General features: G+C 41.9%; 23 protein-coding genes. 14 read left to right on the top strand and 9 right to left on the bottom strand.

What is annotated here, in order from left to right:
- The first annotated feature begins 236 nt into the window (after positions 1-236).
- The 11 genes from ispE to spoVT all read left to right on the top strand — a co-directional run bounded on the left by ispE (position 237) and on the right by spoVT (position 11,557).
- Positions 237-1,106 (top strand): 4-(cytidine 5'-diphospho)-2-C-methyl-D-erythritol kinase, encoded by an 870-nt coding sequence (gene ispE, locus MKZ11_RS03580; RefSeq protein ID WP_340792666.1) that lies wholly within the window; start codon positions 237-239, stop codon positions 1,104-1,106.
- A 211-nt stretch (positions 1,107-1,317) separates the two neighbouring features.
- Positions 1,318-2,145, top strand: coding sequence for a pur operon repressor (gene purR / locus MKZ11_RS03575; RefSeq protein ID WP_340792665.1), 828 nt, complete (start codon positions 1,318-1,320; stop codon positions 2,143-2,145).
- A gap of 1 nt (position 2,146) precedes the next feature.
- A complete protein-coding gene (locus tag MKZ11_RS03570; protein ID WP_340792664.1) occupies positions 2,147-2,524 on the top strand; it encodes a RidA family protein in 378 nt (125 codons plus the stop codon).
- Between the two features lie 179 nt (positions 2,525-2,703).
- On the top strand, positions 2,704-2,988 hold the full coding sequence (spoVG, locus tag MKZ11_RS03565; protein WP_340792663.1) for a septation regulator SpoVG: 285 nt from the start codon (positions 2,704-2,706) through the stop codon (positions 2,986-2,988).
- 259 nt (positions 2,989-3,247) lie between these two features.
- Positions 3,248-4,618 (top strand): bifunctional UDP-N-acetylglucosamine diphosphorylase/glucosamine-1-phosphate N-acetyltransferase GlmU, encoded by a 1,371-nt coding sequence (gene glmU / locus MKZ11_RS03560; protein ID WP_340792662.1) that lies wholly within the window; start codon positions 3,248-3,250, stop codon positions 4,616-4,618.
- Between the two features lie 14 nt (positions 4,619-4,632).
- Positions 4,633-5,592, top strand: coding sequence for a ribose-phosphate diphosphokinase (locus MKZ11_RS03555; RefSeq protein ID WP_340792661.1), 960 nt, complete (start codon positions 4,633-4,635; stop codon positions 5,590-5,592).
- An 84-nt stretch (positions 5,593-5,676) separates the two neighbouring features.
- Positions 5,677-6,312, top strand: a complete 636-nt coding sequence (locus MKZ11_RS03550; protein WP_340792660.1) for a 50S ribosomal protein L25/general stress protein Ctc — start codon at positions 5,677-5,679, stop codon at positions 6,310-6,312.
- A 70-nt stretch (positions 6,313-6,382) separates the two neighbouring features.
- Complete coding sequence (gene pth / locus MKZ11_RS03545; RefSeq protein ID WP_340792659.1) at positions 6,383-6,946, top strand: aminoacyl-tRNA hydrolase; 564 nt, start codon at positions 6,383-6,385, stop codon at positions 6,944-6,946.
- A gap of 54 nt (positions 6,947-7,000) precedes the next feature.
- On the top strand, positions 7,001-7,231 hold the full coding sequence (locus tag MKZ11_RS03540; protein WP_340792658.1) for an anti-sigma-F factor Fin: 231 nt from the start codon (positions 7,001-7,003) through the stop codon (positions 7,229-7,231).
- Positions 7,232-7,399: 168 nt separating this feature from the next.
- Positions 7,400-10,930 (top strand): transcription-repair coupling factor, encoded by a 3,531-nt coding sequence (gene mfd, locus MKZ11_RS03535; protein ID WP_340792657.1) that lies wholly within the window; start codon positions 7,400-7,402, stop codon positions 10,928-10,930.
- A gap of 90 nt (positions 10,931-11,020) precedes the next feature.
- Positions 11,021-11,557, top strand: a complete 537-nt coding sequence (spoVT, locus tag MKZ11_RS03530) for a stage V sporulation protein T (RefSeq protein WP_340792656.1) — start codon at positions 11,021-11,023, stop codon at positions 11,555-11,557.
- A gap of 45 nt (positions 11,558-11,602) precedes the next feature.
- On the opposite strand, the gene MKZ11_RS03525 is transcribed toward spoVT, so the two are convergent.
- Together MKZ11_RS03525 and MKZ11_RS03520 are read right to left on the bottom strand one after the other, a co-directional pair.
- On the bottom strand, positions 11,603-12,292 hold the full coding sequence (locus MKZ11_RS03525; RefSeq protein WP_340792655.1) for a hypothetical protein: 690 nt from the start codon (positions 12,290-12,292) through the stop codon (positions 11,603-11,605).
- Positions 12,285-13,109 (bottom strand): ABC transporter ATP-binding protein, encoded by an 825-nt coding sequence (locus MKZ11_RS03520; protein ID WP_340792654.1) that lies wholly within the window; start codon positions 13,107-13,109, stop codon positions 12,285-12,287. Before MKZ11_RS03520 ends, MKZ11_RS03525 begins: the two co-directional genes overlap by 8 nt.
- Positions 13,110-13,299: 190 nt before the next feature.
- On the opposite strand from MKZ11_RS03520, the gene MKZ11_RS03515 reads away from it, so the two are divergent.
- Together MKZ11_RS03515 and MKZ11_RS03510 are read left to right on the top strand one after the other, a co-directional pair.
- On the top strand, positions 13,300-14,283 hold the full coding sequence (locus MKZ11_RS03515) for an ABC transporter substrate-binding protein (RefSeq protein ID WP_340792653.1): 984 nt from the start codon (positions 13,300-13,302) through the stop codon (positions 14,281-14,283).
- Entirely contained in the window at positions 14,283-16,247 is a 1,965-nt protein-coding gene (locus MKZ11_RS03510; protein ID WP_340792652.1) for an iron ABC transporter permease, read from the top strand. The genes MKZ11_RS03515 and MKZ11_RS03510 overlap by 1 nt, the downstream gene beginning before the upstream one ends.
- 35 nt (positions 16,248-16,282) lie before the next feature.
- Here the strand turns inward: MKZ11_RS03510 and MKZ11_RS03505 are convergent, their stop codons facing one another.
- From MKZ11_RS03505 to MKZ11_RS03490, 4 genes are all read right to left on the bottom strand, one after another.
- On the bottom strand, positions 16,283-16,978 hold the full coding sequence (locus MKZ11_RS03505; RefSeq protein WP_340792651.1) for an ABC transporter permease: 696 nt from the start codon (positions 16,976-16,978) through the stop codon (positions 16,283-16,285).
- On the bottom strand, positions 16,971-17,894 hold the full coding sequence (locus MKZ11_RS03500; RefSeq protein WP_340792650.1) for an ABC transporter ATP-binding protein: 924 nt from the start codon (positions 17,892-17,894) through the stop codon (positions 16,971-16,973). Before MKZ11_RS03500 ends, MKZ11_RS03505 begins: the two co-directional genes overlap by 8 nt.
- 416 nt (positions 17,895-18,310) lie before the next feature.
- Entirely contained in the window at positions 18,311-19,240 is a 930-nt protein-coding gene (locus tag MKZ11_RS03495; RefSeq protein ID WP_340792649.1) for a sensor histidine kinase, read from the bottom strand.
- A 1-nt stretch (position 19,241) separates the two neighbouring features.
- Complete coding sequence (locus MKZ11_RS03490) at positions 19,242-19,937, bottom strand: response regulator transcription factor (protein ID WP_340792648.1); 696 nt, start codon at positions 19,935-19,937, stop codon at positions 19,242-19,244.
- Between the two features lie 547 nt (positions 19,938-20,484).
- Between MKZ11_RS03490 and MKZ11_RS03485 the strand changes: the two genes are divergently transcribed.
- A complete protein-coding gene (locus MKZ11_RS03485) occupies positions 20,485-20,685 on the top strand; it encodes a hypothetical protein (protein ID WP_340792647.1) in 201 nt (66 codons plus the stop codon).
- 580 nt (positions 20,686-21,265) lie between these two features.
- Here MKZ11_RS03485 and MKZ11_RS03480 read toward each other — a convergent pair.
- The 3 genes from MKZ11_RS03480 to MKZ11_RS03470 are packed head-to-tail and all read right to left on the bottom strand — an operon-like array spanning position 21,266 to position 24,969.
- Entirely contained in the window at positions 21,266-22,588 is a 1,323-nt protein-coding gene (locus tag MKZ11_RS03480; protein WP_340792646.1) for a gluconate:H+ symporter, read from the bottom strand.
- Between the two features lie 58 nt (positions 22,589-22,646).
- Entirely contained in the window at positions 22,647-23,486 is an 840-nt protein-coding gene (locus MKZ11_RS03475; RefSeq protein WP_340792645.1) for a class II fructose-bisphosphate aldolase, read from the bottom strand.
- A 37-nt stretch (positions 23,487-23,523) separates the two neighbouring features.
- Positions 23,524-24,969 carry a four-carbon acid sugar kinase family protein gene (locus MKZ11_RS03470; RefSeq protein ID WP_445326975.1) on the bottom strand — a complete coding sequence of 482 codons (1,446 nt, stop codon included), beginning with the start codon at positions 24,967-24,969 and terminating at the stop codon, positions 23,524-23,526.

Genomic DNA, 24,969 nt, shown 5'->3' with positions numbered 1-24,969 from the left:
ATTATGAAATTGTCATATAGTGGATAAACTACGAGTTCCAGATTTGTCATCTAGACTTGAGCGCCTTTAGCTTGAGGCCTCCTAGCGCAATTTGGGTCTACCAAGACGCTTGCGCCTTTCTTAAATAATGTTGACGTTCAGAAATCAGTTTTCTAATCATTATCATTTCACAGCGCAAATATTTCTCCTTATGGTAAAATGGGAGAACGATGACAAGCTGGAAGGGAGGAAGCCAAATGCTTTATGAAAAGGCACCAGCAAAAATCAATTTGACGCTCGATGTATTACATAAACGGCCGGATGGTTTCCATGAGGTTGAGATGATTATGACTACTGTAGATCTTGCGGATCGGATCTGGCTTCGTCCGACAGATGATGGGCAAATTACAATTAAAGCATCTGAACGATTTGTACCGAATGATCGGAAAAACTTGGCTTATCAAGCTGCTGAACTGCTGCAACTTAAATTTGGTATTTCGAGTGGAGTCGAAATCACTCTTGAAAAAAGTATCCCTGTTGCTGCCGGGCTTGCTGGAGGTAGTTCAGATGCAGCTGCTACACTTCGCGGTTTGAATAGACTGTGGAACTTGAAATTAGGCGTGAATGAATTGGCGACGCTCGGAGCGCGGATAGGTTCAGATGTATCCTTCTGTGTACACGGCGGAACGGCGCTTGCCACGGGACGGGGAGAAATAATTGAGAGCCTCCCTGCACCGCCGAATTGCTGGGTTATTCTTGCTAAGCCTGCTATTTCGGTTTCAACAGGTGATATATACGGTAAGTTAGACTTAGCATCGATTGCTCATACCGACACGGCAACGATGGTTGAAGCGCTTAGAACAGGTGATTATGAGAAAATGTGCAAGTCGGTCGGAAACGTTCTTGAACCTGTTACCATGGAACTTCATCCACAAGTAGTCATGTTAAAAGAGCAGATGAAAAAATTTGGTGCAGATGCAGTGTTAATGAGCGGTAGCGGTCCGACTGTTTTTGGTCTGGTTAAACATGAATCAAGAGTACCGCGTATTTACAATGGGCTGAAAGGATTTTGTCCGGAAGTATATGCGGTCAGAATGGTTGGTGGACGTGCAATTTTTGAAAGATAAGTATAAATTTTTTCTACCCGGGGCGGTTTCTCGACTTCGAGCGTTAGTTGCTCGGGTTATAGACGAGCCGGCTAGAAAGGATTAAACTCTAAATCTTTCTCGGACAAAGAAAGCGACATCGCTCCCAAGCGGGCACCTTGCGCTTTTCTTGATTAGACACGTACAATTGTGGTAATGTACATTAAAATATTCGGGTTTAGGAGGTGGTACCATGAAGTGGAAAAGGAGCGAGCGGCTTGTAGATATGACCCGCCAATTGTTGGATTACCCACATGAACTTATTCCACTGACCTTCTTTTCCGAACGTTACCAAGCGGCAAAGTCCTCAATTAGTGAAGATTTGACGATTGTAAAAGAAACGTTTGAAGAAAAAGGGACAGGAAAACTGGTAACGGTGTCCGGAGCCGCTGGAGGGGTGAAGTTCATTCCAAAGATGGCAGAACCTGAAATTCGTGAAGTGATGGCTCTTCTAATGGGAGAACTCGGTCATTCAGATCGTTTGCTGCCGGGAGGGTATTTGTTCATGACGGATCTGTTAGGCAATCCGCGTATCATGGACCGGGTTGGTAAAGTATTCGCCTCGGCATATGCCGACACGGACATTGACGTTATTATGACAGTGGCCACAAAAGGGATTCCGATAGCACATGCGATAGCGCGTCATCTAAATGTCCCTGTAGTTGTTGTTCGCCGTGATAGCAAAGTAACCGAAGGACCAACAGTCAGCATCAATTATGTATCCGGTTCAACTAGGCGGATTCAAACAATGGTATTATCGAAAAGAAGCATGCAGAGCGGACGAAAAGTTTTGATAACAGATGACTTCATGAAGGCCGGCGGTACGATGCTTGGGATGAAGAACCTTCTGGAAGAATTCGGCTGTGAGCTTGCGGGCATCGCTGTTTTAGTAGAGTCAGATCATGCAGAAGAAGTGCTAGTAGATAACTATCTCTCTCTCGTTAAGCTGCGCGCGGTAAACGAGAAGAGCCGAACAATCGAGTTAGAAGAAGGAAACTATTTCTCGGAAGGTGGAAAATGATATGAATTATGTAGCGACAGAAAATGCACCCCAAGCAATCGGCCCCTATGCACAAGCGGTTAAAGTGAACGGTTTGGTATATACATCTGGACAAATTCCATTGACGCCCGACGGACTGCTTGTCGAAGGAACCATCGAAGACCAGACACACCAAGTATTCGCCAACTTAAAAGCGGTCTTGGAAGAAGCCGGTTCATCTTTGAGTAAAGTGGTAAAAGCGACAGTTTTCATTAAAGATATGAATGAATTTGTTGCTGTAAACGACATTTACGCTCAACACTTCGGTGCACATACTCCTGCACGTTCGACGGTTGAAGTTGCTAGATTGCCAAAAGACGTAAAGATAGAAATCGAAGTTATCGCTCTCGCAAACGAATGACAAAAGCCCGCCCGGACAACCGGAGCGGGCTTTTGTATTCTCAAGATGTTCTAGATTTTTTTTATAACCTAAACAATGTTCACGTAATGTTTAAATAATTGCGTTTTTAAAGAAGGGAAATGCTTACTTTTGTGGAATATAGTCGTCATGCACTGTAAAGACAAAAGGAGTGGTAGGGGATGGAAGTAACAGATGTTAGATTAAGAAGGATGGATACTGATGGAAGGATGAGGGCAATCGCTTCGATTACGATTGATGATGAATTTGTCGTTCATGATATTCGGGTCATCGACGGAAATGAAGGCTTGTTCGTGGCAATGCCAAGTAAACGGACGCCTGATGGAGAATTCCGTGACGTAGCCCATCCGATCAATACGAATGCCCGAACAAAAATCCAAGATGCAGTACTGGCGGCATACCACCTTTCCGCGGAAGAAACAGTCCTTGAAGGAGCTGGTGCATGACGTGGCCCCTTTGTTTGCATGTATATTTCTTGTAAATTAACGTAGACTGCCTGTATTTAAATAGGCAGTTTTTTCTTTATGGATTTACAATGGGTACACATTTAAACTAAGCAAGAAAAGAAAAAATAGAAATGATAAAAGATTACCATCAACTTGTCAAGAGGCACGAGGTTGAAAAATAGACCGTTTTCGGCTATAGTCAATAATGAAAACATTAGAGAGGGATTCGCCTTTGTCCCTCATTCATGGGGGCCATCAAATGACAAATACATACGCCGTCGTCCTGGCTGCAGGACAAGGCACACGGATGAAGTCCGATTTATATAAAGTACTGCATCCCGTCTGCGGGAAACCGATGGTCGAACACGTAATTGATCATATACACGGTCTAGGTATCGGCCGGGTTGTTACGATTGTTGGACATGGTGCAGAAACAGTGGAAGAAACACTTGGAGAGAAAAGTGAATATGTGCTACAGCAAGAGCAATTAGGCACCGCACACGCTGTTCAGCAGGCCGAGAGACTTCTTGGCGACTTGGATGGTACAACTATCGTTGTATGCGGAGATACACCGCTCATTCGTTCTGAAACAATGGGGGCACTGATCGCACATCATAATGAAACAGGCGCAAAAGCAACAATCTTGACGGCTTACGCGGATGATCCAACAGGATACGGGCGTATTATCCGGGGAGAGGGCGGCCAAGTCCTCCGGAACGTTGAACAGAAAGATGCAACGTCCGAAGAGCAGAGAGTAATGGAAATCAATACAGGAACCTATTGTTTTGATAATCGGACCCTTTTTGAAACATTGAAAAAGGTGAAAAATAATAATGCGCAGGGCGAATATTATCTACCGGATGTTGTCGGTATTTTGCAATCCGAAAACGCACTCGTATCAGCCTATGTGACAGAAGACTTCAGTGAAACAATTGGCATCAATGATCGTGTTGTCTTAGCGGAGGCAGAACGTGTCATGCGCAGGCGTATTGCTGAAAAGCATATGCGCAATGGTGTAACGATTATCAGTCCTGAAAACACATATATAAGTGCGGCAGCCGAAATTGGACGTGATACAGTTCTTCAACCCGGAACGATGATTGAAGGATCTACTGTTATTGGTAACAAATGCGTAATTGGGCCGAATAGCCAGATTGTTGACAGTGTTATCGGTGATCGTACGACCGTGCATTCGTCTGTTGTATTATCCAGCAGAATCGGTTCAGCTACGACAATAGGTCCGTTCGCACATATCCGTCCCGATTCTGACCTTGGCAACAGCGTGAAAATCGGCAACTTCGTTGAAGTGAAAAAGTCAACACTTGGCGAGGGTAGCAAAGTATCCCATTTGAGTTATATCGGTGACGCAAAAGTAGGGGCACGTGTAAATGTAGGCTGTGGCACAATTACCGTTAACTATGATGGGAAGAACAAGCACCTAACAACAATTGAAGATGATGCTTTTGTGGGCTGTAATTCCAATTTAGTTGCTCCGGTTACAGTTGGAAAAGGTGCATATGTAGCAGCTGGATCGACAATTACTAAAAATGTACCAGAAAGTTCACTTGCAATTGCGCGCGCGCGCCAGGAGAATAAAGAAGGATATGCTAACAAACTAAATCTCAATTAAACAGGGGGAACATGATGGCTAATCACTATCCTAACGATAAACTGAAGATATTCTCTTTGAATTCGAACCAAACACTTGCGGAGCAAGTAGCGGAAAAAATCGGACGCCCACTCGGCAAATGCTCTGTCAAACAATTTAGTGACGGAGAAGTCCAAATTAATATCGAAGAAAGTATCCGTGGCTGCGATGTATTTGTTATCCAGTCGACATCGTACCCTGTCAATGAAAACTTGATGGAACTTCTTATTATGATTGACGCGTTGAAACGTGCATCCGCACGTACAATCAATGTCGTTATGCCTTACTATGGTTATGCACGTCAAGACCGTAAAGCGCGTTCACGTGAACCGATTACGGCGAAACTTGTTGCAAATCTTCTTGAAACAGCAGGAGCGCACCGCGTTATTGCAATTGATCTTCATGCACCGCAAATTCAAGGTTTCTTTGATATTCCAATCGATCATCTTGTTGCTGAACCAATCCTTACAGAGTACTTTAAAGGAAAAGGCATTAACAGTGACGAACTAGTAATAGTATCACCCGATCATGGCGGTGTCACACGTGCGCGTAAGATGGCTGACCGCATGAAGGCACCTATTGCCATTATCGATAAGCGTCGTCCTCGTCCAAACGTTGCTGAAGTTATGAATATCGTTGGGAATGTTGAAGGGAAAACAGCTATTCTAATTGACGATATTATCGACACAGCAGGGACAATTACGATTGCGGCAAGCGCTTTAATCGAAAGTGGAGCAAAAGAAGTGTATGCTTGTTGTACACACCCCGTGTTGTCGGGCCCGGCAATTGAACGAATAGACAATTCAATGATCAAAGAATTGATCATTACGAATTCAATCGAACTGCCGGAAACGAAACAGTCTCCGAAAATTAAACAGCTTTCTATTGCTTCGTTGCTTGCAGAAGCGATTGTACGGGTGTTCGAAGAGAAATCTGTCAGCACATTATTTGATTGAACTAAATTTAGATGTTTCATGTCGCTTGTCATTGGGTATTTATTAATTAACACAACTTTTTTTAAAGAAGGGTGATTAAATACAATGAGTACAACCATACAATCAGAAGCGAGAGTACCAGCAAAGAAATCAACATTAACTGAATTACGTAAAGAGGGCTACGTTCCAGCAGTCGTCTACGGTTATGAAACTGAATCAACACCGATTTCAGTAAAAGAGCGAGAGTTACTGAAAACATTGCATATAACAGGCCGTAATGGCGTTATCAAACTCAATGTTCAAGGAAAAGACATTAACGTTGTTCTAAACGACTATCAGTCTGATGCGTTAAAAGGCGATATTCGTCACGCAGACTTCCTTGCTATTAATATGACTGAAGAGCTTGAAGTAGATGTACTTGTACATCTCGTAGGCGAATCCATAGGCTTGAAAGAAGGCGGCGTACTTCAACAGCCAAACCGTGAAGTGACGATTAAAGTGAAACCTTCAGATATTCCGGAGACATTTGATATCGATATTTCACAACTTCAAATCGGCGAATCAATTACTGTCGCTGAAATTCGTGCAAAATCGAAATTTGAAATTTTGAACGAAGACGATCATGCACTTGTTCTAATCTCTTCTCCTCGTACGGAAGCGGAGATGGAAGAACTTGAAAGCGAAGCTTCTGAAACAGAAGCGGAACCTGAAGTGATCAATGAGAAGAAAGAAGAAAAGTAATACGGACAACGGCGCACGGATTCCCGTGCGCCTGTTTTCTGCTTAATCTTGTAAAAGGAAGAGAAAATCGATGAAAATGATAATAGGGCTCGGCAATCCGGGTAAACAATATGAAAAGACTCGCCATAATGTGGGCTTTCAAGTAATTGATGAACTTAGCGATCGTCTGCCGGTGAATACGGTACAAACAAAGTTTGGTGGTATGTATACGGTAGTCCATCGTCCTGAAGGCAAAGTAATGCTCGTCAAGCCACTTACGTACATGAACTTATCAGGGGAATGTGTCCGGCCATTGATGGATTACTTTGAAGTCGATGTGGAAGATATCGTTGTTCTGTACGATGACCTTGATATTGCACCAGGAACGATTCGACTGAGGCAAAAAGGCAGTGCTGGCGGCCATAACGGCATGAAATCACTCATTGCGCATCTAGGCACAGATCAGTTCAATCGAATTCGTATCGGTGTCGGCCGTCCAATCGGTGGTATTAAAGTAGCTGATTACGTTCTTTCGTCTTTTAGTAAAGAGGAAAAACCATTAATTGAAGACATGGTGAAAAAGAGCGCATCCGCATGTGAAGCATGGCTAGGCAAGCCATTTAATGAAGTCATGAACAATTTTAATGGTGTATAAGGAATAAAAAAGCCATCTCTAGCCTATACTTTGAGAAAAGGGGCGGAGAACAAAATGGCGATTCGTTATACATGCCGGCATTGTGAGACTGAAATTGGCATTCTTCCGTTTGAATCTGTGAAGGAGACCGTCCTTCTGCTACAACAGATAGACGAAGGGGAAGCCGAACAATTTCTGACGTATGAAAAAGACGGGGCATTGACGGTACGATGCATATGCGAGCAGTGTGAGCAATCGCTCCAAAGATTCCCCGACTACTATACACTTAACAAATGGCTTCAATAAGATGTACGCTTTGGCGCAAGATGCGTCCAAAGCTTTTTCTGTTTTCCCATTTAGAGGTAGTTCTAAAAGTTCAGACTTGTACAGGATGTACTGACTTCTACGTTACCGCAGGACGTCGCCTTGCGCTGTTCTTAACATATTTTATTATAAAAGAAGGGATGTGCAACATTGGAAGCGCTTATTGATTTGTTTTTACAGGAGAAAGAGATTGGCGAACTAGTAAAAGAGTTGGAGGCAGGAAAAGACCGTCAACTTATCGCAGGTTTATCAGGTGGTGCGAAGTCGATTCTTTTCAAAGTGCTTCAGCAATCGAGCGACCAGCCCATTCTGATTATATCTCCGAACTTATTACAGGCACAGCGTACATATGAAGACCTTGTCAAAATGTTGGGCGATTCGCTCGTTCACCTTTACCCTGCAGAGGAACTTATTGCAGCGGACTTTTCTATTTCCAGTTACGAGCTTCGTGCACAGCGCATCGACACATTAGATCATATGGCGCGGATTGGAAAAGGAATTTATATTACGCCGATTGCGGGCATGAAAAAATTATTGCCGGACAAAGAACGGTGGTTGAACAGTTCGTTATCTACTAAAGTAGGTGCGGAAGTTCATATAGCAGAATGGCTTGATAGACTCGTATCAATGGGCTATACGAGACAACCAATGGTAACGGCACCGGGCGAGTTTGCATTGCGCGGTGGTATCCTGGATTTGTATCCATTGAATTTGGAAGACCCGGTACGGATCGAGTTATTTGATACGGACGTCGATTCAATCCGTACTTTTTCAGCGGAAGATCAGCGTTCAACGGGTAAGTTGGAAACCGTGTCAATTCTCCCTGCCGCGGAGTTCGTTTGGAAAGCTGAAGATTTAACGGCAATCGCGGAAAAACTGGAAAAAGCACTTAGCACCAGTTTGAAAAAGATGAAAGACGCGGAAGCGAAAGAACGGTTAACCATTAATATAACAGGTGATATCAGCTTGATGAGGGAAGGATTCGTACCGGAAAATATGCTGAAGTATGCATCGTTTTACGCAGGAACCACTTCTCTTGAAAGTTATTTCTCGAGTAACGGAATTGTTTTATTCGATGAAATTGGACGAATCCTTGAGGTTGTTGCTTCGCTAGAGTCGGAAGAAAAGGAATGGATGTTAGCCCTTCTTGAAGATGGAAAAATTGTTCATGACGCAAAAACTTCGTTTTCGTTCGAAGAGATGCATGAATTAGTAAAGCAGCGAAAAATGTATTTATCTTTATTTGTCCGTTCGATTCCGGGAATTGTTGTGAAAAAGACAGTGACATTTTCTTGTAAGCCGATGCAACAGTTTCATGGTCAGATGAACTTGCTGAAAAATGAAATGGAACGGTGGCACCAAGGTCATTTCAATGTTTTCATTGTCGCAGACGGCAATGAACGGATGGAGAAGGTCCAATCGATTCTAGAGGATTATGAAATGCATTCCGCCTTGTCAGGCAAGCCCTCGGAAGCAGGCGGTATAATTATTATCAATGGAGATCTGTCTGCAGGTTTCGAGCTTCCGTTTCAACAAATGGCGGTCATAACGGATTCTGAGTTGTTTAAAGGGAATGCAAAGCGGAAAGCACGCCCGCAAAAGATGACAAATGCCGAACGAATTAAAAGTTACTCGGAAATAAAACCGGGTGACCATATCGTTCACCTTCATCACGGGATTGGGAAATACTACGGAGTTGTAACGCTTGAAGTAAGCGGTATTCATAAAGATTACCTCGACATACGGTACCGTGGAGAAGATAAGCTGTTTGTTCCTGCCGACCAAATCGATTTGATCCAGAAATATGTCGCATCCGGCGAAAAAGAACCGAAACTTCATAAGTTGGGCGGAGCAGACTGGAAGAAGACGAAAACTAAAGTCACGGCAGCTGTCAAAGATATCGCAGACGATCTGATTAAGCTGTATGCTAAACGTGAATCGGAAAAGGGACATGCTTTTGCGCCGGACGACGATATGCAAATGGCATTTGAAAATGCGTTCCCTTACGACGAAACAGATGACCAGCTCAGATCCATCACGGAAGTGAAGCTGGATATGGAAAAAGAACGTCCTATGGACCGATTACTGTGCGGTGACGTTGGTTACGGGAAAACGGAAGTTGCTATCCGGGCTGCATTTAAGGCTGTCTCTGACGGTAAACAGGTAGCATTTCTCGTGCCAACTACGATTTTGGCGCAACAGCATTACGAAACGATGAAAGAGCGCTTTTCAGGTTTCCCGGTCGAAGTATCCCTTTTGAATCGTTTTCGTAAAAAAAAGGAACAGACGGAGACATTGAAAGGATTAAAAGCCGGCACGATTGACGTAGTCGTTGGCACACATCGCCTTCTTTCAAAAGACATCGTCTATCATGATTTAGGTTTACTCGTTGTCGATGAAGAACAACGATTCGGTGTAACGCACAAAGAAAAACTTAAGCAGTTGAAAACACATGTAGACGTCCTGACGTTGACGGCAACGCCTATACCGCGGACACTTCACATGTCGATGCTTGGCGTTCGTGATTTATCGGTCATTGAAACACCACCGGCAAACCGTTTTCCTGTCCAAACATACGTTATGGAACAAAACTTCGCACTTGTTCGTGAAGCAATCGAAAGGGAGATGGGACGGGGCGGGCAAGTATTTTACCTGTATAACCGGGTGGAAGACATGGAGCGGAAAGTCGATGAAATTAAACAGCTTGTACCTGAAGCAAGGGTCGGATTTGCGAATGGACAGATGGGGGAGTCTGCGCTGGAAGCAGTCATCTTAAGTTTCCTTGAGGGAGAATATGATGTTCTTGTAACGACAACCATTATTGAAACAGGCATCGATATTCCGAATGTCAATACACTTATTGTCCAAGATGCTGACCGAATGGGGTTATCGCAGCTCTATCAGCTGCGTGGACGCGTTGGACGGTCGAATCGTGTTGCTTATGGCTATTTCCTTTACCAACGCGATAAGGTGCTGACAGAAGTTGCTGAAAACCGTCTCCAAGCGATTAAGGAATTCACTGAACTTGGGTCAGGTTTCAAAATTGCGATGCGTGATTTATCGATTCGTGGTGCGGGTAATCTGCTTGGTTCCCAACAGCACGGCTTTATCGACTCAGTCGGCTTCGATCTTTATTCTCAATTGCTTCAAGAGGCGGTGGAGGAAAAGCAGACAGGCATTGTCAAAGCAGATATTCCAGACTTGGAAATTGTCTTGCCGCTTAACGCCTATATTCCGGATGAATATGTGCTCGACGGATTCCAAAAGATTCAAATGTATAAAATGGTAAAGGCAATCGAAAGTGAAGCAGATTATAATGAACTCGTCGACGAAATGACAGACCGCTTTGGCGATATTCCACTAGAAGCTGATTTGCTACTTCGGGTAGCGCGGATCAAAGCGTGGGGTCGTATTGCAGACGTAGAATCTATTAAAAAACAGCAAAACCTTATTGAAGTTCGTATATCCCCAGAAGGAGCTTCGAAAACGGATGGTGCTAAACTCGTATCCGATTCAATGGAATTTGGCCGTGCGGTTGGGTTCACAATGGAAAATGGTTACCTCGTTATGACAATCGATGAGCGCCATGCAGGAAAGCATACTGCATTTGATATACTTGAGGAAATGATGAGAATCCTTCATACATCCATAAAGGAAACTGTTGTTACTGATTCCGTCTAAAGGGTAAGTTGCATATTTTGTCCATTATTGATGCATACTACAATTGAAATGAAGACAATGTTCAATTTTGTGGAAAGTGAGGCATCATGTATGAAGGCAACGGGAATCGTCCGCAGAATCGACGATCTTGGCAGGGTAGTCATCCCTAAGGAGATCAGGAGGACACTAAGGATCCGTGAAGGGGATCCACTTGAAATATTTACCGACCGGGACGGCGAAGTTATTTTGAAGAAGTACTCACCGATATCGGAACTCGGACAATTTGCAAAAGAGTATGCGGAGACATTGTACGAAACACTTGGCACGCCGGTGCTCATCAGTGACCGGGATGAAATGATTGCAGTATCCGGATTATCAAAAAAAGATTATTTGAATCGTCAGTTATCCCCGGATCTGGATGAGATTATGACGGGCCGTAAAATTGTCACTGAAAAACTTGAAAAGACGGTTGAATGGGTACCTGGACAAGTGGAACAGGTAAAGTCGTATTGTATTGCGCCCATCATTGCTGCAGGTGACACAATCGGTGCTGTCTACCTATTGTCAAAAGTTCATTTCATCGGTGAAATTGAGCAAAAATCGGCAGAAACAGCTGCACACTTCTTAGCAAAACAAATGGAAACGTAAAAACAGCCCCTACAAACCGGTTTTAACGGCTTGTAGGGGCTGTTTTTATTTAGCTAGTGGACAATATGGACATTTATCTGTATTTGGAAGTTCCTTATACAAACAACAGGTCAGTCGTTTATAATTTGCCATAGCATCCAGTGCTTGCTTGTTATTCAAATACTGTTTAAATGGAGAACGGCGCATGGCAGGTTTCCAAGTTTCATCTTCCAATAAAACATCTAAATCTTGCTGTGCAACCGATGAATTTTCTTCAAGCAACATCGAGTACATCCACAAGACATAGCCCCATATATTCTCCCATAAAATTAACTTCGCAATTTTTGTACGCTTGCTTAAATAATCAGCGACGGGATGCCCGTAAGTCTCAAGGATAAAGCGGATTTCTTGTTCACGAATTTGTCCGTTTCTAAAGCCGTCAGATGGAACAGAAAAAAGAATCTTATCATTTTCGATGACTAGCGACACATCTTTTAAATCTCCAGCCCATAGTAAATTATATTCACTCAACACGTGCAGTTGGGCAGCTATGAAAAAGCCATGTCTTCTCATATAAACGGACGTAGCGACAGTAGCTGTCGGTGCACCCGACAAACGTTGAACCAGTTCAAATAGTTTGTCGCTGCCTGATTCGGATAATACATCTGCCACAGATGAAAATACGTTTGACTGTTCATCAACATGCACACTGAAACGCTCCAGTGCAGCTACCTGATCCGCCTGTAAATCAGGCACCTGTATTGCTCCGTAGTTCCGACACAACGCAGCGGCCACGCCCATAAGGAACGCAATGCGGTGTGCCGAAAAGTGGATCTGTCGACACTTGGCACTCCATACCAAATACAGCGCGGACTAACTCGCAGTTAATGATATCTTCGGGTTTTCCTTGTGCATGGACACCGCCATCTTTAATGGCTACGATATTGTGTGCATAACGGGAGGCCAAATTTAAATCGTGCAGGACCATAACAATCGTACGGCCTTTTTGTTCATTTAATTCAAACAGCAAATCAAGAATTTCAATCTGGTGTGTCATATCAAGGTATGTTGTCGGTTCATCCAATAAAATGACGTCTGTATCCTGAGCGAGAGTCATTGCAATCCATGCACGCTGTCGCTGACCACCGGACAGTGTGTCTATTGACTGGTCCCGAAGATCGCTTATCCCGGTCGCTGCCAATGCAGCTTCCGTTTTCTCCGTATCCTCTTCGGTCCATCTTGAAAGCCATGATTGGTGTGGATAGCGTCCTTGTTTCACGAGATCATGTACGGTCAATCCTTCAGGCGACACAGGACCTTGCGGAAGAATGCCGATTTTCTTTGCAACATTACGTGAAGACAGTGAATGGATATCCTTGCCTTCAAGCAAAATAGAGCCATCCGCAGGTTTCAAAAGACGGGCAATCGAACGGAGTAACGTGGATTTACCACAACCGTTACTGCCGACGAAAACAGTAATTTCGCCTTGTGGAATCGACAAGTTCAAGTTTTCAAAGAGAAGGTTATCTTGATAGCCAATCGATAGGTTTTCGGCTCTTATTGAGGTATGCATTGGAATGCCTCCATATCTATAGGAAATCTAAATGATTTTCATTTTCAATTAGAGATAAGCATAGCATATTTGGCAACCATTGAGAATAATAATCAATCATTTAAAAAAACTTTACAAAACTGTACCATCAAGTTTAAACTACTAAATGAGAATGATAATCAATATGCAGATAAATGGAGGAATGTTAAATATGAAAAAATCAATAAAGTCACTGTTTATAGTAGCGCTTTTTGCAGTGTTGTTAGTCGGGTGTTCTTCGAAGAAAGAAGACAAACCTGTAGACAATACGAATGCAGAAGAGAGTATAACAATTACAGGTGTTAACGGCGCAGTGACACTTGATAAGCCGGCGAAAAAAGTCGTTGTATTAGAGTGGACATATGCGGAGGATTTATTGGCAGTAGGTGTTCAGCCGGTTGGGATGGCGGATATAGAAGAGTATCATAATTGGGTGAATATCGATGCGGAGCTAAGCAAAGACGTAGCAGATGTCGGCGGCCGCCAAGAACCTAATCTGGAGGCGATTGCTGCACTGGAGCCTGATTTGGTTATCGGTACAAGCTTCCGTCATGATGGAATGATTGCGGATTTGGAGAAAATTGCGCCTACCGTCATTTTTAACCCATATCCTGAAGATGAAAAAATGGATTTGTATCAAGAAATGATAACAACATTTAACGAAATTGCGAAGGCTGTTGATAAAACGGACGAAGCGAAACAAGTATTAGCAGACTTGGATACAAAGTATGCGGAAGCGACAGAGAAAATCAACAATGCCAATTTGAAAACAAAAGATGTTATCTTGACACTTGCTTACACAGGACCCCAAGCGCCTGAAATTCGTGTGTTCACACCGAACTCAATGGCTTCAATCATTTTAGGCAAAATCGGTCTGAACAATATTCATGTGCCAGACCAATTTGAAGTTTTCGGTTCGAGCACATATAACGTAGAAGGTTTAACGAAGTACGAAAACGCAAATTACCTGTATAGCGTACAAAGCGAAGACAATATTTATGAAAAACAATTAAAAGATAATGCCGTTTGGAAAAACCTGGATTTCGTAAAAGAAGACCGTTTGTATGATCTTGGCGGCGATACTTGGTTATACGGAGGTCCTCTTTCGGCTGAAACATTGCTCAATAAAATCACAAGTACGATGGTGAGTAAGTAATGGCAAGAAAGACTTCGGGAGTACGATCCTTTGTTGTCATGATTATAGGGTTGCTCCTGTTGGTTGTATTATCTTTTATTCATTTAACGCAAGGACAAGCTGATTATTCAATTTCGCAATTAATAAAAGAAGTGTGGACAGAGGGGCGTGTGCAGGACATCGTGCTTTCTCTTCGTCTTCCCCGATTAATGATCGGTATTCTTGCTGGTGGGGCCCTTGCCGTGGCAGGGGCTGTTTTGCAGACATTGACGAACAATCCATTAGCATCTGCAAGCACATTAGGCATTAATGCGGGAGCGTACTTTTTCGTCGTCGTCTCGATGATCTTCTTTCCAACGCTACTCGGTAATTTTCCGTTTTTAGTCGCATTGGCAGGTGCTGTACTGTCATCTGTTCTTGTCGTATTGCTTGCGGGCAAACAAATGGAACCGGTTCGTGTAGCACTGACAGGAATGATCATTTCGTTATTGTTTGCGTCGATGACGGGCTCTTTGCAACTATTATTTGAAAACCAAACGAATGGGCTTTTTTTATGGGGTTCAGGGACGCTTGTCCAGTTAAATTGGGACGGTGTATCATTTGCAGCACCAATTATCTTGGCGTTTTTCATTCTTGCATTAATTTTAGCAAAACCAATGGATACACTGTCACTTGGTGAAGATATTGCATCATCTCTCGGTCAAAACGTCCGGTTTGTAAAACTACTTGCGTGGGCTGTTGCAATTGTGCTTGCAGCTACAATGGTCAGTGTTGTCGGACCGATTGGTTTTGTTGGTCTAATGGCTCCGCATATTGTACGGATGCTTGGCGTTCGCGGACATTTGCATATTTTCTTGCAGTCGTTTTTGTGGGGAAGTGTCATACTGATTGGTGCAGATGTGTTAGGCCGGTTGATCCAGCCAGGACAAGAGGTTCCAGTCGGTGCCATGACCGCATTGATTGGAGGACCGTGGCTGCTGTACTTGGCATGGAAAACTGCAAAAACGCATAGTCGGGGCGACCGTCAAATGGGCGGTACGTTAAAGCCGGTAAAACTACCCGTTGTTATTACAATCGTTGTCGCGCTCATTGTCGTGGTGATCTCATTGGCTTTATCATTTAACGGCTCAGAATGGACGACCGAATGGTTGAAACCTGTTGTGTGGAATTTCCGAGTGCCACGCGTGTTAACGTCGTTTATTGTCGGAGTCATGCTTGCGATTGCGGGGGTCTTATTACAAGGGGTGTTACGAAATCCACTGGCGGATGCAAGTATTTTAGGCGTCACGTCGATGGGTGGCGCCGGTGCAATGATGCTACTTGTATTATTTCCCGCCATCCCGGTTGAATACATGCCTCTCGGCGCAGTTGTGGGAGCTGCCATCGCGCTCGGTATTATTTTAGGGACGTCATGGAAAAACAACTTCCAACCAATGCTTGTTGCGCTCATGGGAATTGCGATATCTGCGTTCGGCTCGGCCGCAACACAAGTTTTTGTTGTAAGAGCAAAACTAGCTGTTGCTGCTGCGCTGGTCTGGCTGTCAGGAAGTACGTATGCAAAAGGATGGGATGATGTACAGCTGGCCATTTTGTTATTCGCGTTGTTCATCGGTCCGGCCATTTACTTGACGCGCAGTTTGGATACGTTGACTTTTGGAGATGATGTTGCGGCGGGTCTTGGACTTTCTGTGAAGTCGACCCGTGTTTGGGCATTGATCGTCGGCGTCGCGATAAGTACGGCGGCTGTTTCGATTGTAGGAACGGTTGGCTTTGTCGGGCTTGTAGCGCCTCATATCGCACGCAGATTAGTCGGTTTCCGTCATCTACCTTTACTGGTTGTATCCGGATTGTTAGGCGGACTGCTTCTAGTTACCGCGGACTTTGTTGGAAGGATTGTCATCGCACCGAAAGACATTCCAAGTGGGCTAGTCGTCGCGCTGATCGGCACGCCGTATTTGCTCTATCTTCTGCGGAAAATGAAATGAAAAGAGAGCTGCCACTGGGCAACTCTCTTTTCATTTCAACTTCTTAAATCTACCTTTTCAATATTCCGAACCGCAAAGTAGGCAACGCTTATACCAATTACCGCTAGTGATAGTGGAATCACAATAATATCATTTAATGAAAAGCCACTATTATTTGAAGAAACAAGCATTACAATTAAAATCGAAGAAATAATTGTCGTTGATGTAGAATATTTTTTCATTCCAAAGTATAGGGGAATGAGGGACATACCTGAAGCAGCGATTGCGTTCATAACAACCAAAGGAACATGCTGTGTAATCGTAGAAACTGTTAACGCATTTGGAAGTAAATGATATCTTTCGTTGATGAAATAAAAAAATGATGTAACAAACAAATTTGAGATGACAATGGAACAGAAAGTAAAAAGGATAATAATTGCTAGTTTTGCGGCAATCAACTTCTTTCTACTAATGGGATACATAAACAACGTAGTAATTGTCTTGCTTTTAAACTCTCCAATAATTAGTTTAGCAATTAATGTAGCAGCAAAAATAATAAATGTGCCTCTAACAATGGAGTCAATGAAAAGCAATACTTCTTGGTGATTTTCAAAATCAGTACTACCTTCGATTTTTGAAATAAACGTAATTAATACCATGAGACCTAATATCACAAAATTTGCGATGACTGCACCTTTTATATACGACCCTAATTTAAATTTAATTATTTCTAACCGCATTAAGTTAGGCACTCACAACACCCCCGTTAATTAACTTCATGAAGTATTCTTCTAACGAACTGGTTTTTCTGCTGATTGCCTCAATCTCAATATCATGCTCAATCAATGTTTTTGAAATTACCTTTTGTGAAACTGTTGATTCATAGATACGAATACATCTCTCGTCAATTAGTTTGAAATTGGCTATAGCCAATTTGTTTTCTAAAATAAAAGCTGCTCCTTTCCCATTATCGACAATAATTTCAATGTAATCTGTTTGGTTTTGATTTATATTATCCATTGATATTTCTTTTATTAATTGCCCATTATTAATCACTCCAATTGTATCTGCAATTTGCTCAATTTCCCCTAAAATATGGCTGGAAATAATAATCGTTATTCCGTATTCTTTACATAGCATCTTAAATAATTCGCGAATATCCTTAATTCCAGCCGGATCCAATCCATTAATAGGCTCGTCTAGTATAAGTAATTCTGGTTTTGTAATAATAGCACGTGCGATTCCCAATCGTTGTTTCATCCCGAGTGAAAAATCTTTCACAGGCTTCCCATCTGTATTTGTTAGCTTTACTAAATCAAGTACATGATCAATTTCCTTTTTGTCGTAATAACCCATGTATTCACAATGAATACCTAATGTTTCCTTTGCGGTTAACTTCTCATAAAAAATCGGATACTCAATAATCGTTCCCATTCTTTTTAGCACTTCGTATGACTTATTTGTTAATGTTTTACCGAAAATTTCGATGTCACCACTTGTTGGTTTTATTAGATTTGTAATCATTTTCATAATCGTTGTTTTCCCAGCGCCATTGGGCCCTAAAAATCCGTAAATTTCTCCTTGTTTAACATGCATATTGACTGCAGAAATAACTTCTTTCCCCCGATATACTTTTGTGAGCTGATTTGTTTGTACAAGATACGTCATGTGAATTCCCTCCGATATGTGGCTCTCTTTAGTATAAGAAGTGAAACTCTCTTTTTTCTTACTTGATTCTTACAAAATTCTTAAGTAAGAAAAAGCTTGTTTAAAACGCAACATTTTTAAAAAGATAAGAAAGTATAAGTTTTTCAACCTGGAGCAGTGTCTAACTCCAGCGCCTAGCCCTTCGGAGGCTCACAGGAAGTGAGTTACGCAGTGGGGAGCGATTGAACTATATCGCTCCTTATTGCCGCAGGACGCGGCCGTACTTAGGCTGCGATCCACATAAGCAATCCAGTTATGTGGCAAAGACCGCCACGTCGTGCCTGCACGGATGCAGGTATGCAGTCGCTGCGACAGGACGTCGCGATCTTAGACTGCCTTCCTTTATCGACTTATGCCCGTCGGAACTACCAAGGCGCTTACGCTTTTCTTAATGAAACGGTGAAGATCGTTTTCTCATATGGGATACTCGATAGGTGAATGGAACCACCCAATAGTTCAACAAGTCGCTTCGTAATCGTTAGTCCAAGTCCACTGCCCTGAAATGATTTGTTCCTTGAATCTTCAAGGGTGTACATTCTTTCAAAGACACGATCTATATGAAACTCATCAATGCCTTTCCCAAGGTCCCACACATCAATATAAATATTCACATCGTCATTTCTTATGGCTAGTCCAATCACATTTCCCTCGGACCCATAAGCAATGGCATTCGATAGTAAGTTGTTCATAATTCTATCGAGTGCTTCCTCATTCCCAAGTGCAAAGACTGTTGTTTCAGGAATTTCAATCTGAATGCCAATCCCCATTGATGTCACGATATCATAGAAGGATAAAATGTTTTTTCGGCAAATTTCATTCACATTTATTTTAGTGATTGGATAATCCGTATCGCCTGCATCTATTTTTGCTAAGTCAAAAAATAGATGAATTAGCTTAAGTACTTCCAGTGTTTTTGAATGGACTCCCGAGAGCAATCGTTGTCGTTCTTCGTCGCTTATAACGGTGTCGAGTTGGAGCATTTCGATATACCCAAGGACAACAGTAAGTGGTGTTTTTAAGTCATGTGATATATTAGCGAGCATCTTCTTTGTGGAACTTTCTAATTTACGATGTGTAGCAATAATTTTTTGGTTATGATCAAGCAACCCATTGATGGCATTGAACAATTGTTGTAATTCTTGATTGCTTGTCACTGCTAAAATCTTTTCGCTCGTATGCTCGGCAAGTATTGATTGCAATTTCTTGTGTGTATAATGGATTGTTGAATTTCGAGCTTTTTTTTCTTGATACTGGGAAAAAATAACGGAAATTAATAAAAATATAATAATCGAAAGAAATAATACCATATTAATAACCTTCTAACTTATAGCCGATTCCCCAAAGCGTTTTAATATATTGAGGATTAGTTGGATCATCTTCGATTTTTTCCCTGAGTCTACTCATATGAACATTAATAATATTTTCATCGCCATAGTATTCATCATTCCAGATTAGGTGATAGATATGTTGCTTCGTAAATACGCGATTTTGATTTGTTGCAAACAACTTCAATATGGCAAACTCCTTTGAAGTGAGTTTTACTGTTTGGTATCTTTTTATGACGGAAAAATTCATTATATCGATTGTTAAGTCACCAATAAACAATACACTTTGCTTTTCTTCTATGGGATTTGAATAAGTCGTCGCCCGCCTAATCGCAGCCTTCACTCGTGCCGAAAGTTCCAGCATTGAAAATGGTTTTGCAATATAATCATCAGCGCCTAATCCAAGTCCTACTGCTTTATCAACATCACTATCTTTTGCTGACATGATTAAAATAGGAAGTGCACTTTTCTCACGAATAATCTTTAACACTTCTAATCCATCAAGCTTCGGCATCATAATATCCAAGATCATTAAATCAAAAGAAGTACTTAAACATTTCTGCAGGGCCTCTTCACCATTTGAAGCGGTTGTAATAAGAAAGCCTTCAATTAGTAAATACTTTTCTACCATTTCACGAATTGATTCATCGTCTTCAACTAATAAAATATGTTTTTTCATCTATACGCACCTCTTATTTTTAACAATTTTATTTTGCCCATGATTCACATTGAACCTACTACTCTCTAATTATTATAACTAACTCGTAGATGTATATATAGAAAAGAATGGAAGTCCGTTGTTGTGAGGCATGGATATCTGTACAGTTCAAATAATAAACCATCCCCGAATTCCTGTTGAGGATTTAGGGGATGGTTTTATTGATTTTTAAATTTTATTTTAAACCTTTAATAAAAATCATAAGTATTTTTCCGCTAGTGACCGATGTAAATCCTCCCTTATTTCCAAATAACACCCTATAAAGTAATCTTTATATGTAGATTTTAAAAAACTACTAAATATGTTGAACAAATGAATACGACATATGCACTCTACAAAGGCTTTTGGGGGGATACTGAAAAGGCTCCAATACTTGGAATGAATCAGAATTCCTCCTAATACCGCTTCGACGCTTTGTGGATGCCTCCCGCGATAAGCCGGAAAGGAGAGCGCTTTCAGTCTTACCGCTCTGGCTACCACGAAGTCGCGTCTTCGCTGGATAGTCTATTTGAGAAAGATCATTTCATTAGCTGTGATGAAATTTGCAACCTGGATTGCGTCTTTCTTGACTATAATTATATATATTGAACTATTGAATCCGGTGTATAAACTGAGCGAAGGCGCCTTAGCAGGGGTAGCCGAAGCCATAAGACTGGCGGCGAAGTTGCTTGGCTTATGGGAAGTCACTGAAAAAGTTCTTTTTTTGTAAGAACTAGTTGATTGTAGTGGAGAGCGGCGACTCCAGCGGGAACAGCACGAGCTGAAGACCCCACAGGAAGAGCCGTTACGAAGAACGGCTTTTGCGAGCAAAAGCGCTAGCGTTGGGAGCACAGGGCAAGAATGCCTTAATTTCTGCAAAGAACGCAGAAATACGGCAAATCGAACCCTTCGTAGTTCGATTGGCTGAAGCCGTGCCCGCGGAAAGCGTCCGCTCGGAACGGAAATCAACGGGATTGAAAGAAATCATACTTTTTCAGTGCCCTCGCTTATGGCGGGAGGCATTCCCTAGCGCTGTAGCGGTTCAATGGAGTTCTTTTTTCAATATATAGTATCTAATAGTAATCATCTTAAAATAACATTTCTCTCGATTAAGAACACCCTAGCGCAGGCGCGACGAAAGGCATCCCCAAAGCGCCAAGCGTTCTACAATCCACACCCCGTATTACAACTCTCTCATTATGGAGCGCTATAGCGGATTCAATGGGATTCTTTAATTCAACATATATACATACAAAAAAAGTGTCTTTTTTCTACCGTGTATTGGTAGAAGAAGACACTTTTTATTCTTATTATGAGATAAGCATATTAATAAGTAAAACACCCGCTAATCCAACTAACGAAAGAATCGTTACCATGACCGACCAAGTTTTAATTGTTTTCCCGATTGAAAGATTAAAGTATTCTTTATAAATCCAGAATCCTGCATCATTTACATGGGAAAACGTGATACTACCAGCACCAGCAGCTAACACCATCAGTTCAGGGCTAACACCCGTCATCGCAACTAAAGGTGCTGCAATGCCAGCAGCTGTCATACCAGCTACGGTAGCTGAACCGACTGCTACGCGTAAAATAGCAGCAATTAACCAAGTTAGAAGTAATGGGGAAAGTGTCGAACCGGCCATGATATCTGCAATATATTGATCAATGTGACTGTCAATAAGTACTTGTTTGAATGCACCGCCGGCCGCAATGATCAATAGAATCATGGCAATTCCACTCACAGCTTCTGTAACGGATTGCATAATCTCTTTCATTTTTTTACCGCGGTTCAGACCAAACGTAAAGAAGGCAAGAATCACAGAAAGCAACAAAGCAATATTGGCATTACCAATAAAGTCAAAGAACGGCATCATTGCTGTATCCGGCATAGCAATTTCTACAACTACTTGAGAAGCGATCAAAATAACCGGCATTAAGGATGTCAGAAGACTCGTAACAAACCCGGGCATTTCTTCCTCTTTAAATTCTTTCGGATTAAATAACCCCTTTGGAATATCCACTTCTAAATCTTCTTTTTTGAACAACTTCGTAAATAGCGGTCCGCCAATAATGATGGCGGGAATCGCGATAATAATTCCATATACTAATGTTTTTCCTATATTCGCATCAAATACACTGGCAATCGCTGTTGGTCCTGGGTGAGGGGGAACAAAGCCGTGCATTGTAATAAGTGCTGCAATTACTGGCATCCCAATATACAATACTGGTACGCCAGCTGCAGTAGCAATCGTAAATACTAAAGGAATTAAGACAACAACTCCTGTTTCAAAAAACAGTGCAATCCCGACGACGGAAGCCGTCAAAACAGCAGCTAGTTGAACCCTCTTTTTCCCGAATGATTTAATAAGAGTTGTAGCAATTCGTTGTGCGCCGCCTGAATCTGTCATCAATTTTCCGAGTATTGCTCCAAAAATGATAATCATCGCCAGACTTCCAAGTGTTCCACCTAAACCGCCTTGTACAGATGCGACTGCGTCAATCGGCGACATCCCTTCTAATATCCCTACTACGAGGGCAACAAGGATTAAAGAGATAAAAGCATTTAACTTAAAAACAATCATTAATAGAAGTAATAGGGCAACTCCTACACAGATAGATACTATCGGCATTGTATCCCTCATTTCCTTAAGTATTAAAAATTAAATCGCAAAACTAGAGATATGGATGTTATTGTTTATTCGCAAACAATTGAACAAATTTCCTCATTACAGGTTCCATAGACTGTTGCATTTCTACCATAACGGTGGAAAGGTGAACCATTTGTTTATTCTCAAAACAATTTTGTAAATAGGAAACGGCAGCCATGGATACCTCTGTATTGACATTGACCTTGCATATTCCAAGTTGTATTGCTTGTTTAATAATAGAATCAGGGGTTCCCGATCCACCATGAAGTACAAGAGGAACATCAACGTTCCGTTGGATTCTTTCTAGAAGCGGTAAATCTATTTTCGGCTCACCTTTATACATACCATGGACAGTACCGATGGCGGCTGCCAAAAAGTCTACCCCTGTTGCTTCAACAAAGTCTTTTGCCGACTGCGGGTCAGTCAACGTGCCATCTCCTTCTTCTTCATCGGAGAATTCACCTTTCGCTAACGAACCAATTTCAGCTTCAACAGACACGCCTGCCATATGGGCAATTTCTGTAATCTCTTTTGTACGTCGGATGTTTTCTTCTAACTCGTAGGTAGAACCGTCAAACATAACGGATGTAAATCCACAACGAATGGCCCGAATAATCGATTCCTTTTCATAAGCATGATCCAGGTGAAGTGCAACAGGAATAGGGGATTTTTCAGCCATTGCTTTAACAAAAGCTGAAAATCCTTCAACGTCAACTGTTGGGAAATAACGTTCTCCTAGCGCGATAATGACCGGTTGATTTTCCTGTTCCGCAACTCGTATCGCTGCTTGGGCAGTTTCCAAATTGTATACATTAAAAGCTGCAACTGCATATTTTTCTTTCTGCGCATGTTGTAAGATCTCTTTCGTATTTACTAACATGTTTAATGCCCCCTTGTCTTACTTAATGAACGATTGTTTACTTATTTAAAATTTCAACTGTTTCTTTTAACGTTGTAACAGCTCCTACATTACCTGGGAAGATAATGTATGCAATTCCTGGAAACTTACTTTCTTCTCCAGTAACCCATACTGGAATTCCGGGCTTTATTTGACCGGCTACTGTTGCTCTTTTTACTTCAAGGCCTTTTGTTCCAATGTCGCTAGATGTAATGCCGCCTTTTGCAATAATATAATTTGGTCTCACTTTCAGGCGTTGCACTATACTTGTAACCGCATCTGAGATTTTTACAGATAGTTTTAACTCTTCTTCTTTTTTGCCTTCACCGAGATCTAATCTTTCGCGCCTCGTATAGACAGTGACTGTTTTACCCGTGCGAACAAAGTTCTCGGTTGTTTCAATCACTCGATCTATTTCTTCTTGGAACTTGGCAGGTTGCAACACAAGATGGGAATCGAATTCAATAAACTCGATGAACTCACTTGTTTTCAATGCTTCTAATTGCTCAGTTGTCTTTTTAACATGAGAACCAACGAGGATTAAACCGCCATGACCCGTTTCTTCTTGAATCAATTCTTCTCTCGTTAGCAGGGCTTTATCACTTACTCCGCCAATCACTTTTGTCAGAGCTGCCGCACTTCTGAACATGAATTGCTTCCCGCATTTCATGGCCTTGATAAGGGCAATGACAAAAACTTCTACATCTACGTAATCGACTGCATTTACGACTACTTTATTGAAATCATTAACTTGAAGTAATTGGTTCGAAATTGTTTCAATATCGAGCGCTCTCAAGCTTTCAAGCGTAATGTACGTAGTATTCGTCGCTTTGAATTCACCACTTGTTTTTTCCTCAACCCATTCTCCTAAATGAGACTTGGAATAACCAAATGTTCTATCCTTCGCAAATTCTGTTTCCCCAGCAGGCACTAAATAATCTTCATATTGCACATAGTGGATATTGTCTACTGTATAGCGGCCGCCTTCTTTGAAAAACGGCAGAATTACTTCCCCGTGATAGTGGATATCTAAAGCTGCTTCAATTGTATTTTTCAACACTTCTGTCTCAAGAGGATAGTGCCCTCTTAAAGTAGAATCCCCGCGACTAATAATGATAAAATCTTTGCTCTGTTTTTTCGCCACTTTTACAATGTTTGCCGCCATTTCTATATGTGCTTTTTCCGTTTCGGCAGCAGTGAATCCTCTAGAATTAGTCAGTATAAAAAACATAGCGTTTTCTTCGCTAAACCCTTGTTCCAAACTTTCGATTGACCAATCCGTGTATACAGAAATATCATGAACCGTTTGAACGCCTGTTGGATCATCATCGAGTACAATGATTTTTTTATTTAAGTCAACTAATTCATTCGCAAGCATATCCTTCACAGCACGTGCATCAGTTGCTTGGATATTACCCAAAACTTCTTGAACTAATCTCTTCTTGTTACTTTCAATTATGGTCAT

Source organism: Sporosarcina sp. FSL K6-1508, from assembly GCF_038007465.1.
Lineage (GTDB): Bacteria > Bacillota > Bacilli > Bacillales_A > Planococcaceae > Sporosarcina > Sporosarcina psychrophila_B.
This window is presented reverse-complemented; position numbering and strand designations above follow the sequence as displayed.

Excerpts from the sequence above, each read along its gene's own strand:
- ispE (WP_340792666.1), top strand. The coding sequence starts at position 237 with ATGCTTTATGAAAAGGCACCAGCAAAAATCAATTTGACGCTCGATGTA.
- purR (WP_340792665.1), top strand. The coding sequence starts at position 1,318 with ATGAAGTGGAAAAGGAGCGAGCGGCTTGTAGATATGACCCGCCAATTG.
- MKZ11_RS03570 (WP_340792664.1), top strand. The coding sequence starts at position 2,147 with ATGAATTATGTAGCGACAGAAAATGCACCCCAAGCAATCGGCCCCTAT.
- spoVG (WP_340792663.1), top strand. The coding sequence starts at position 2,704 with ATGGAAGTAACAGATGTTAGATTAAGAAGGATGGATACTGATGGAAGG.
- glmU (WP_340792662.1), top strand. The coding sequence starts at position 3,248 with ATGACAAATACATACGCCGTCGTCCTGGCTGCAGGACAAGGCACACGG.
- MKZ11_RS03555 (WP_340792661.1), top strand. The coding sequence starts at position 4,633 with ATGGCTAATCACTATCCTAACGATAAACTGAAGATATTCTCTTTGAAT.
- MKZ11_RS03550 (WP_340792660.1), top strand. The coding sequence starts at position 5,677 with ATGAGTACAACCATACAATCAGAAGCGAGAGTACCAGCAAAGAAATCA.
- pth (WP_340792659.1), top strand. The coding sequence starts at position 6,383 with ATGAAAATGATAATAGGGCTCGGCAATCCGGGTAAACAATATGAAAAG.
- MKZ11_RS03540 (WP_340792658.1), top strand. The coding sequence starts at position 7,001 with ATGGCGATTCGTTATACATGCCGGCATTGTGAGACTGAAATTGGCATT.
- spoVT (WP_340792656.1), top strand. The coding sequence starts at position 11,021 with ATGAAGGCAACGGGAATCGTCCGCAGAATCGACGATCTTGGCAGGGTA.
- MKZ11_RS03520 (WP_340792654.1), bottom strand. The coding sequence starts at position 13,109 with ATGCATACCTCAATAAGAGCCGAAAACCTATCGATTGGCTATCAAGAT.
- MKZ11_RS03515 (WP_340792653.1), top strand. The coding sequence starts at position 13,300 with ATGAAAAAATCAATAAAGTCACTGTTTATAGTAGCGCTTTTTGCAGTG.
- MKZ11_RS03510 (WP_340792652.1), top strand. The coding sequence starts at position 14,283 with ATGGCAAGAAAGACTTCGGGAGTACGATCCTTTGTTGTCATGATTATA.
- MKZ11_RS03500 (WP_340792650.1), bottom strand. The coding sequence starts at position 17,894 with ATGACGTATCTTGTACAAACAAATCAGCTCACAAAAGTATATCGGGGG.
- MKZ11_RS03495 (WP_340792649.1), bottom strand. The coding sequence starts at position 19,240 with ATGGTATTATTTCTTTCGATTATTATATTTTTATTAATTTCCGTTATT.
- MKZ11_RS03490 (WP_340792648.1), bottom strand. The coding sequence starts at position 19,937 with ATGAAAAAACATATTTTATTAGTTGAAGACGATGAATCAATTCGTGAA.
- MKZ11_RS03480 (WP_340792646.1), bottom strand. The coding sequence starts at position 22,588 with ATGCCGATAGTATCTATCTGTGTAGGAGTTGCCCTATTACTTCTATTA.
- MKZ11_RS03475 (WP_340792645.1), bottom strand. The coding sequence starts at position 23,486 with ATGTTAGTAAATACGAAAGAGATCTTACAACATGCGCAGAAAGAAAAA.
- MKZ11_RS03470 (WP_445326975.1), bottom strand. The coding sequence starts at position 24,969 with ATGACCATAATTGAAAGTAACAAGAAGAGATTAGTTCAAGAAGTTTTG.